At 71.0% G+C, this 9158-nt stretch carries 9 protein-coding genes and 1 tRNA gene; 5 read left to right on the top strand and 5 right to left on the bottom strand.

Going from position 1 to position 9158, the window contains the following annotated elements; all coding sequences use genetic code 11:
• The coding region (locus BN12_RS17255; protein ID WP_048554396.1) for an ATP-binding protein at positions 1 to 2487 on the bottom strand (2487 nt) is incomplete at its 3' end.
• A 133-nt stretch (positions 2488 to 2620) separates the two neighbouring features.
• On the opposite strand from BN12_RS17255, the gene BN12_RS17250 reads away from it, so the two are divergent.
• The gene (locus tag BN12_RS17250; RefSeq protein WP_048554394.1) at positions 2621 to 3463 is read left to right on the top strand and encodes a class I SAM-dependent methyltransferase; all 843 of its coding nucleotides are present in this window, start codon (positions 2621 to 2623) and stop codon (positions 3461 to 3463) included.
• Between the two features lie 275 nt (positions 3464 to 3738).
• Here BN12_RS17250 and BN12_RS17245 read toward each other — a convergent pair whose 3' ends face one another.
• On the bottom strand, positions 3739 to 3945 hold the full coding sequence (locus BN12_RS17245) for a KTSC domain-containing protein (protein WP_235432567.1): 207 nt from the start codon (positions 3943 to 3945) through the stop codon (positions 3739 to 3741).
• A gap of 409 nt (positions 3946 to 4354) precedes the next feature.
• Between BN12_RS17245 and BN12_RS17240 the strand changes: the two genes are divergently transcribed.
• Positions 4355 to 5422 carry a Fic family protein gene (locus BN12_RS17240; RefSeq protein ID WP_200901243.1) on the top strand — a complete coding sequence of 356 codons (1068 nt, stop codon included), beginning with the start codon at positions 4355 to 4357 and terminating at the stop codon, positions 5420 to 5422.
• Between the two features lie 222 nt (positions 5423 to 5644).
• Here BN12_RS17240 and BN12_RS17235 read toward each other — a convergent pair.
• Both BN12_RS17235 and BN12_RS17230 read right to left on the bottom strand, forming a co-directional pair.
• Positions 5645 to 5731, bottom strand: a tRNA-Ser gene (locus tag BN12_RS17235).
• A 308-nt stretch (positions 5732 to 6039) separates the two neighbouring features.
• On the bottom strand, positions 6040 to 6306 hold the full coding sequence (locus BN12_RS17230) for a metal-sensitive transcriptional regulator (protein ID WP_048554388.1): 267 nt from the start codon (positions 6304 to 6306) through the stop codon (positions 6040 to 6042).
• A 90-nt stretch (positions 6307 to 6396) separates the two neighbouring features.
• On the opposite strand from BN12_RS17230, the gene BN12_RS17225 reads away from it, so the two are divergent.
• The 3 genes from BN12_RS17225 to BN12_RS25840 all read left to right on the top strand — a co-directional run bounded on the left by BN12_RS17225 (position 6397) and on the right by BN12_RS25840 (position 8461).
• Positions 6397 to 7794, top strand: coding sequence for an MBL fold metallo-hydrolase (locus tag BN12_RS17225; protein WP_048554386.1), 1398 nt, complete (start codon positions 6397 to 6399; stop codon positions 7792 to 7794).
• Between the two features lie 128 nt (positions 7795 to 7922).
• Positions 7923 to 8090, top strand: coding sequence for a hypothetical protein (locus tag BN12_RS25845; protein WP_200901242.1), 168 nt, complete (start codon positions 7923 to 7925; stop codon positions 8088 to 8090).
• 62 nt (positions 8091 to 8152) lie between these two features.
• A complete protein-coding gene (locus BN12_RS25840) occupies positions 8153 to 8461 on the top strand; it encodes a hypothetical protein (protein WP_053080071.1) in 309 nt (102 codons plus the stop codon).
• A 142-nt stretch (positions 8462 to 8603) separates the two neighbouring features.
• Here BN12_RS25840 and epsC read toward each other — a convergent pair.
• The coding region (gene epsC / locus BN12_RS17215) for a serine O-acetyltransferase EpsC (protein WP_048554384.1) at positions 8604 to 9158 on the bottom strand (555 nt) is incomplete at its 5' end.

Genomic DNA, 9158 nt, shown 5'->3' with positions numbered 1-9158 from the left:
GCGGCGGTTGGCCCGGCGAAGCGCCGCACCGAGGTCCACGAGGGCTCGCGTGTGCTCCAGGGTGGCGTGGGTCCCCTCGAGCATCCGGACCGCCTCCTCGAGGAGGACGGCGGCCTCGTCGGCGTCGAGCGTCCGGGCCACGGCCCGGCGAGCGGCCGCACGCGGCTCCGGCAGCCCGGTGCGCTCGGCGAGGGCCAGGTGCTCCTCGGCCCGGGCCCGAGCTCGTCGAGGCTCGCCGAGGGCGACGAGGGCTTCGCAGTCGAGCACCCGCCACGCGGCGACGGCAGGGTGCCGGACGTGGAGGCGGCGCCACCAGTCCGCGACGACCTCGAGATCGGCGTGCGCCTCCTCGAAGCGTCGCTCGGCGAGACGCAGGCGCGCCCGTTGCTCGAGGACCAGCGCCCCGGACAGCGTGACCTCCATCGGCTCGCCCGGGGGAATACCGACCGTCAGGACGTCCTCGGCCTCCTCCAGCTCGCCGAGCTCGGTGAGCGCCGCGACGAGCGGGAAGAGCGACCACGCCAGGGCAGCCGGTGGGCTGTTCACCCGCTTGAAGTCGAAGGAGAGCTGCGCGTCGGCGCGCGCGTCGTGGATGCGGCCGAGGTGGAGCAGCGCGATGGCGCGCAGGAAGCTGGCATGCGCCAACGCGATGAGCCATCCCTGCGGGCGAGCGAGGTCGACGAGGGCATCGCACAGTCGACGCGCGGTGTCCGGCTCGCCGTTGGCGATGAGGACGAACTTCGCCCAGGTCGCGACGAGCGAGTCCGCGTGCCGAGGCGGAGTGACCTCCGCGAGAGCCGGGCCGATGAGCGCGTTCACCTCTCCCGCGGGGCCACCGTCGCTCAAGCAGGCCCAGGCCGCCGCCACCCGCCACAGGACGCCCTGGGCCTCCAGCGGCATCCGGCGTCGCACGATCTCCCTGCTCTCCTCGACCGTCTCGGCCGCGAGGAGCATGGCGCAGAGCATCTCCAGCTCGAGGTCCGCGCGTCCCTCCGCCCCAGCGGCCGCCGCCTGGTCGAGGCCCAGGCGACACAGCCGGATTGCGCCGGAGAAGTGGCCCGCCAGGCCGAGGGCGCGCCCTCCGGACAGGGCGACACGGACGCACTGCTCCGGACTCGTGGCTCGGGCGACGGCATCGAACAGGACGGCACCGGCATCCGGCTGGGCGTGGGCGGCGAGACAGAGACCGAGCTCGCAGGACAGCTCGGCGGCGAGACCGGCGTCCCCCGGCGGCTCGACGAGCGCACGTCGCAGGAAGACGACGGCACTCTCCGGGGCACCGCGGGCCGTCGCCCGCTCCGCCGCCTCGCCGAGGGTCGTCACCGTCTCGGGGTCGCCGGCGGGCTCGGTATGCAGCAGGTGCAGCCCGCGATCCTCCGGCCCGGCCCGATCGGCCGCGAGGACGGCGACGGCCCTCCGGTGCAACAGCGATCGGTGCGCCTCCGGCATACCCCGGTAGAGGGCGCTCGCGACGAGCGGGTGGGCCAGGGTGTAGCCGTCGTCGGCGTGGGCGAGGAGCCCGCTCGCCCGCAGGTGGTCGGCGAGCCGACCGGCCTCGGGTGCCGGGACCCGGCACAGGGCGGCAGCCTGCCGGATCGTCGCGCCCCGGCCGAGGACGGCGAAGGCCCGGGCCAGGTCGGCCGAGCCCGCGGGCAGCCGTGACAGCTGCAGCTCGACGCTCCTGGACACCTGGCCCGCGCCGAACGTCGTGATCCTCGACGCGACGTCGGCCGTCGGCTCGACTCCCTCGGCGCACAGCTGGTCGAGGAGGGCGCCGAGGAGGAAGGGGTTGCCGGCACTCGCCGCGTGACAGGCATACGCGAAAGACGGTGCGGCAGTGGGCAGTCGCTCCCCGACGATGGTCCCGACCGCTTCGGGTCCGAGGGGGCGCGGCCGCACGGGAGGTCCCGCGGCGGTCGCGAGCAGCTCGGCGAGACCTCCGGGGTCCGCCGGTGGCTCCCCGGTGCGCACCGCGCAGACCACCCCGAGTCGCAGCTCGTCGACCTGACGGCCGAGCTGGGCGAGCCACCGCACGGAGGGCACGTCGGCCCAATGGACGTCGTCGACGACGAAGAGGGTCGGCGCGATCTCGGCCAGCCCGTACGCCAGCCAGGTGAGGCCGTGCGTCGCCGCGTACACCGCATCCCCGCGAGGCGCCGGCGCATCGGGATCCGGGTCGAGGACGCGCGCCGCGAGCGCCGCCGCCCCGACGCCGAGACGTTCCCATTCGGCTCCGCCTGCGACGGGGACGAACAGCTGCCGCACGACACCCCACCCCGACTGCTGCTCCAACGGCGCGGCCCAGGCACGGAGGACCCGCACGCCCTGGGATCTGGCCGTCCCGGCGGCGGCGCGGAGCAGGCTGGACTTGCCGGCGCCGGCCGGACCCTCGACGACCGCCACGACACCTGTCCCGTCGCGCACCTGCCGCACGACGCCCTCGAGTGCCGCCAGCTCCGGGCCACGCTGCAGAAGGCCTGCAGACATGCCGCCAGTGTCCGCCGACCCCATTGACGGTGTCCACCTCGAGCAACTCTCGTGGTGCCGACCACGATGCGCCGCCCACCCGCTCCGAGCGAGCATCGGCTCATCCCGGCACCTTTCGCACAGGAGGACTTCCATGACGACCACACCGAGCGCTCCCTCCGTGGCGACCTCCTATGCGCTCGGCCGGACGACGGAGGAGTACGACCGCGTCCGTCGACAGGCCGAGCTGTGGGAGGCCGCGACGGAGCGGGTCCTGGACCGCGTCGACCTTCCCGAGGGTGCGCGATGCCTCGACGCGGGATGCGGCCCCGGCGTGACGATGCGCCAGCTCGCGCAACGGGTCGGTCCCGATGGTCTCGTCGTCGGCATCGACTCCGACGCCGAGCTCGGCGCCCTCGGGGTCCGGCTCCTCCACGAGGCGGGGCACCGGCAGTGCGCGTTCCACGTCCACGACCTGCGATCCGACGACCCCGTGCCCGGTGGACCCTTCGACCTCGTCTATGTGCGCCTCGTCCTCTTCCACCTGCCGCACCGCGGGGAGGTGCTCACGCGGCTCTGGGACGCGGTGCGCCCCGGGGGGACCCTCGTCGTCCAGGACTACGACCTGTCCGTCGTCTCCGCCGTGCCGCAGCTTCCCAGCGCCCAGGCGGTATGCGACCTCCTCCTGCGCGCGTTCTCGGCGGCCGGCTGCGAGGTCCGAGTGGGGTCGCTCCTCCCCCGCCTCTTCGACGTGGCCGGCATCGGGCGTCCCGACGGCACCGACGTCGCCGGCCGCCTCGACCCCCTCGCCACGGCGGGCCGGATGCTCGAGGGAACCTTCCGGAGCCTGCTTCCCGCCGCTATCGCGCACGACCTCGTGACCGAGTCCGACGCCGAGATGCTCCTCGTACGCCTCGCGGACGACATGACCGCCGATCCGGAGCATCCCCTTCTCTGGCCGCTCCTCGTCGGCGCCTGGAAGCGCAAGCCGGCCTGAGCACCGCGACCCGTACTCACGGTGGGCGGGTTCCTTCGGTCGGCACTTCGACCACTCGGCGGCGCGGTGTCGCTCAGCGGTGGGCGGCAGAGTTCAGCCAGCGATGCCGGCACCGATCAGCGGCCCGGGGCCGATCAGCGGCCGGCCGTCAGAGCGCGAGTCATCGACGGCCGGAACGGTGCCATGTTCGTCGGCTCGGGCCCCGTTGACGGCCGGCCGTCGGGGCGTCGGTCATCGACGGCTGGGGCGGTGCCACGTTCATCGAGTCGGATCGTTCAGCCCAGGCGCCGGACGTCGTGCTCCAGGACCCGCCGCCCCCACTCGGTCCACGGGTGCGCGGACCCGAGCAGGCCCTCGACGATCTCCGGCGCGACGTCGAGATAGTCGTAGAGTCCGCCGCTGCGGAAGCGAACGCGCAGCGTCCGGTCCTCCAGGTCATACCCCATCTCCTCGAGTGCCTTGGAGTGGCGCATCGGGATCATCTCCACACCACTGTCCTACCCGAGTGCACCGACATCGACCCAGCGGACCGCAGCCGGCGGCGGCTTCAGCAGCCCGACGTCTCCTCCCCGCGGTGCGATCGCTGCTTCCGGGGAGCCTCGACGGAGAGCGCAGGGCGGGAGGGCGTGGGATGCCTCTCACACCTTGACCGAACCCCATCATGAGCCCCCAGCGACGCTGCACGTCACTCGCGTCTGAGTTTCATCGCCAGGCCTTCGCTGTAAGCCCGTTTACACGGTATGGGCGACGCTGTAACCAACTCATAGATATGGTTACAGCATGGACCCGGCCCGGTACGTCGACTCAGTCTTTGGTCGTCCAGCTCGACAACCTGGGTCGCCCTGGTCCTTCTGGCACTACGAGCCTCGTCCGATTCCACGATCGGTGCAGATGTCTCAGAGCGCCATCCTCGCCATGTCCGAGGCTGAGGCAGCTCTGGGGAGACTATCTGGCCTGGGGTACCTCATTCGCGAACCCCAGACTCTCATCGGGCCCTACCTCACGCGAGAAGCGCTCGCCAGTTCCCGCATCGAGGGCACTCAGGCATCCCTGTCCGACGTGCTGCAAGCGGAGATCGGCGACGCCGACGAGGCGACGGCCGACGTCGTGGAGGTGACCCGATACCTGAGTGCCAGCAGGCAGGCGTTCTCTCTGGTGGAGACACTGCCGATCACCCAACGGCTGATCCTCGACGTCCACCGAACACTGCTGAGCGGAGTCAGGGGCGAGGAGAAGAGCCCTGGCAACTTCCGATGCAGCCCCGTATGGGTGGGATCGGCAGGCGCCACTCCTGACAACGCCACGTACGTCCCACCCCCGCCTGATCAACTTCCGGCACTGCTGACGGACTGGGAGAACTACGTCAACACTGAGCGGTCTGTGCCCGTCTTGCTCCACGGAGCACTGATGCACTACCAGTTCGAGACGATCCACCCGTTCCTTGACGGCAACGGGCGTATCGGACGGCTACTGATCTCCCTCCTGCTGAAGGAGCGACGGAGACTGGAACTCCCATTGCTATATCTGTCCAACTTCTTCGAAACAAACCGCGAGGCGTATTACGAAGCACTCCAGGGTGTTCGAGAGCGCGGCGAGATCGAGCCCTGGCTGCTCCTCTTCTTCGAAGGTGTACGCGCGCAGTCTGACGACGCCATTTGGCGAGCACGAAGGCTGGTGGATCTCAGGGAGACCTACCTACTCCGAGCCTCAGAGACTCGCTCGAAGCTGCCACAGCTCGTGCAGGCCATGGTCGCGAATCCGTTCGTTACTGTGCAGTCCGCTCAACGGGCGACAGGCCTGTCTGCACCGGGCGCACGCAACCTCGTGCGCCGAGCCGAGGAACTGGGTTGGCTCCGGTCCCTAGGCACGCATGGGCGCGGAGGTCGCGAACATTGGTATGCATCGGATCTGTTGGAGATTATGGAAGGCCCCTTGGGCGGGGACACTGCTGCGAACTGAGTGTTGTTGAAGTCGCAACGATATGCGGAGGTCGTGGGAACCGTCGCTCCTCCCGAGTCCCCCAAACTCAGTGCGCAGGAACCGGGCGGACCTCGTTCCTCGGCCCACCGAACCCTGCGCGCGGAGGGCGTGGGACTCCGGCTCTCACTCCGTTCGAGCCTCCCCGTCATCCACCGCCCGCCCGCCGAGCTCCGCTGGTCGCAAGCTCCCTCGGAGCCTCGGCGGAGGGCGTGGGATTCGAACCCACGATGACGTTGCCGCCATAGCGGTTTTCAAGACCGCCGCACTAGGCCACTATGCGAGCCCTCCTCGGCCGCCCATTGTGCCGCACCCCGACACTGCCCTCATGGAGGCATCCAACGACCACCGCAGCGACCGTCCGCACCTCGACCCAGCCAGCCACCTCACGGGTCGAGGTATCGAGGCACCACCACGGCGACATCAGATACCTCCACCCACCCGGCCCCTCACCGATTCGAGGTATCCAGCGACCACGGCGGGGCCGGCCACGCATACCTCGATCGGGAAGACGCCCACCACGCGAACGCCGTGGCGAGCCGCCGAAGCGGCCGGTTCGGAGTGGGTCAGGCAGAAGCGGGTCAGGCGAGGGCCGACTCTCAGGCCAGGGTGAGGAAGAGCCTCTCCATCGTCGCCTTGTCGTCCTCGGAGATCCCCTCGGGCGAGGCGAGGCACTCCCGCAGACCCGAGGCGATGATGGCGAAGCCCGCGCGGTCCACCGCCTTCGCGACGGCAGCGAGCTGGGTCACGACGTCCTTGCAGTCCCGCCCCTCCTCGATGAGACGGATCACGCCGCCGAGCTGTCCCTGGGCGCGGCGCAGTCTGTTGACGACCGGAGACATGTCGTCGGCGTTGAGCATGACCATGAGGTCAATATACCCCATGGGGTATCTGTGCTACTGTCGAGGCGATCATCAGATACCCCTAGGGGTATACATCCCCGCAGGAGGAGCCGCATGTCCACGTACGCCGGAGAGCTCACGATCGTCGCCATCGACACCCCGACGCTCGGGGACCGGTCGTACCTGGCCCATGACGGTGCTGTGGCTCTCGTCGTCGACCCACAGCGCGACATCGACCGGGTGCTCGCGGTGGCCGAGCAGCACGGCGTCCGGATCACCCACGTCGCCGAGACGCACATCCACAACGACTACGTGACGGGCGGATTCGCCCTCGCAGAGGCGACCGGCGCGGCATACCTCGTGAGCGGAGCCGACCACGTGACCTTCCACCGCACTCCGATCGACGACGGTGACGTCGTCGAGGTGTCGAGGACGCTCCGGGTCCGAGCCCTCGCGACGCCGGGTCACACGTACACCCACCTCTCCTACGCTCTCGAACGACTCAGGACGGACGGCACGCGCGAGGTGGTCGCGGTGTTCACCGGTGGGTCCCTCCTGCCCGGCACGACGGGCCGGCCGGACCTGCTCGGCCCCGACCACACCGACGCCCTCGTCCACCGTCAGTACGCCTCGGCCCACCGGCTCGCCGCGGAGCTGCCCGACGCGGCCCGAGTGCTTCCGACGCACGGATTCGGCAGCTTCTGCTCACCCGGATCGTCCGACACGGCGAAGACGACGACGATCGCGGATGAGCGGAGGAACAATCCCGTCCTCACCGAGCCCGAGGAGCGCTGGGTCGCACAGACCTTGGCCTCCCTCGACGCATACCCCGCCTACTACGCCCACATGGCACCGGCCAACCTCGCCGGACCGATCGCACCCGACCTCGCCGCTCCCGTGCCGGCGGACGCCGCGACGGTCGCCCGCCGGATCAGGAGCGGAGAGTGGGTCGTCGACCTCCGGAACCGCACGGCGTTCGCGGCGGGTCACGTCGCCGGCAGCCTCAGCTTCGGGATCGACGGCTCCTTCGCGACCTACCTCGGCTGGCTCATCCCGTGGGGCACGCCGCTGACGCTCCTCGGGGAGACGCCCGAGCAGGTGGCCGAGGCGCAGCGCGAGCTGGTTCGCATCGGCATCGACCACCTCGCCGGTGCCCTGACCGGGAGCCCGCACCACTGGACGACGGAGCCACTCCAGACGTATGCGACGGCCTCCTTCGCCGACCTCGTCCAGGTCCGTCACCATCGTCCGGTCATCGTGCTCGACGTGCGGCGGGTCGCCGAGTATGCCGAGAGCCACGTGGACGGCGCGCTCAACCTCCCCCTCCACGAGCTTCTCGACCGGCTCGCCGAGCTGCCCGCCGGCGAGGTCTGGGTGCACTGCGCGAGCGGGTACCGTGCGGCGATCGCCGCGTCGATCCTCGCCGCGCACGGCATCCCTGTCGTCGCCGTGGACGACGACTTCGCCCTCCGAGCAGCCGCGTCCGGCCTCTCCCTGGCACGTGCCGCGTGACGCCCGCCGACCACACCGGGTCCCGGCCCCTGGGAGCACGCCGTGGGCGACACCTCACCCATCGGGGCCTGACATCCGCGCCCATCCACCCGCATACCGAGAACGCCTCTACGAGAAGGAGATCCATCATGTGCCGAGCCGTCACCTGTCGCACGTGCGGCAAGACGACGTGGGCCGGCTGCGGACAGCACGTCGACGCCGTCATGCGCAGCGTCCCCGCGGCCGACCGCTGCCCCGGCCATGCCGACGACTCGGGCTCCGGCTCGCTCCTCGCCCGGCTCCTCGGGCGGCGCTGACTCGTCGTTGCACGGGGGTCCGGGTAGGGTCGGGCAGACGCCCCAGGGAAGGACCACCCGTCATGCAGAAGACCCCGTTCATCCTCGGAGTGGCCGTCGGGTACGTCCTCGGCGCCCGCGCCGGCCGGGAACGCTACGAGCAGATCAAGCGCAGCGCGGCGACGGTGTGGACGAGCGACGTCGTCGAACAGAAGAAGGCCGAAGCACTCGCCGTCGCGCGGACGAAGGCGGCACCCTACGTCGCCGACCGCCTCGCCGACGCCGCGCGCGCCGCGGGGCAGGCGCTGCGCGAGTCCGGGTCGAGCGTCAAGCACCTCAAGGCCGTGCCGAGCGAGACGGTGGAGGATCGCCCGACGGGCACCGACGCCTAGCTCGTCGACCGCTGGGGCCTGCCGAGGATGGTGCACAGGCCCCGATCGGGTGCCAGACCGCCAGGCCATGCCCAGTCCCAGTCCGTCGGCGGTGGTGCAGAGGCCCCGATCGGGTGCCAGACCGCCAGACCGGGTGCCGTCGCTAGATGAACAGGGCGGGCTCGGCGAAGAGGGCCTCGAAGGGGTCCTCGCCCTTCCTCGGGAACCGGACGACGGCCGGTATGCCGGTGGCCACCGCTCCGGCGGGGACGTCGCGTACGACGACCGAGTTCGCCCCGATCTGCACGTCGTCGCCGATCTCGATGGGTCCGAGGATCTTGGCTCCGGCGCCGACGGTCACGCGGGAGCCCAGCGTCGGGTGCCGCTTGACCCGGGCGAGCGAGCGACCACCGAGCGTCACGCCGTGGTAGAGCATCACGTCGTCGCCGATCTCGGCGGTCTCACCGATGACGACGCCCATCCCGTGGTCGATGAAGAACCGGCGGCCGATCGTCGCCCCCGGATGGATCTCGACGCCCGTCGCCGCGCGGACGACCTGGGCGAGGATGCGGGCGAGCAGCCGCAGCCCCGGCCGGCCGAACATGACGTGGAGCACCCGGTAGGCCCAGATGGCGTGGAGTCCCGGCGAGGTGAGGACGAGCTCGCGCCCGCTCGTCGCCGCCGGGTCGCGGTCGACCGCCGCCGCGACGTCCTCCCG

Origin of the sequence: Nostocoides japonicum T1-X7 (assembly GCF_001046855.1) — a bacterium.
Lineage (GTDB): Bacteria > Actinomycetota > Actinomycetes > Actinomycetales > Dermatophilaceae > Nostocoides > Nostocoides japonicum.
Note: the sequence above shows the minus strand (reverse complement) of the source record. Positions and strands in the feature narration are given on the sequence as shown.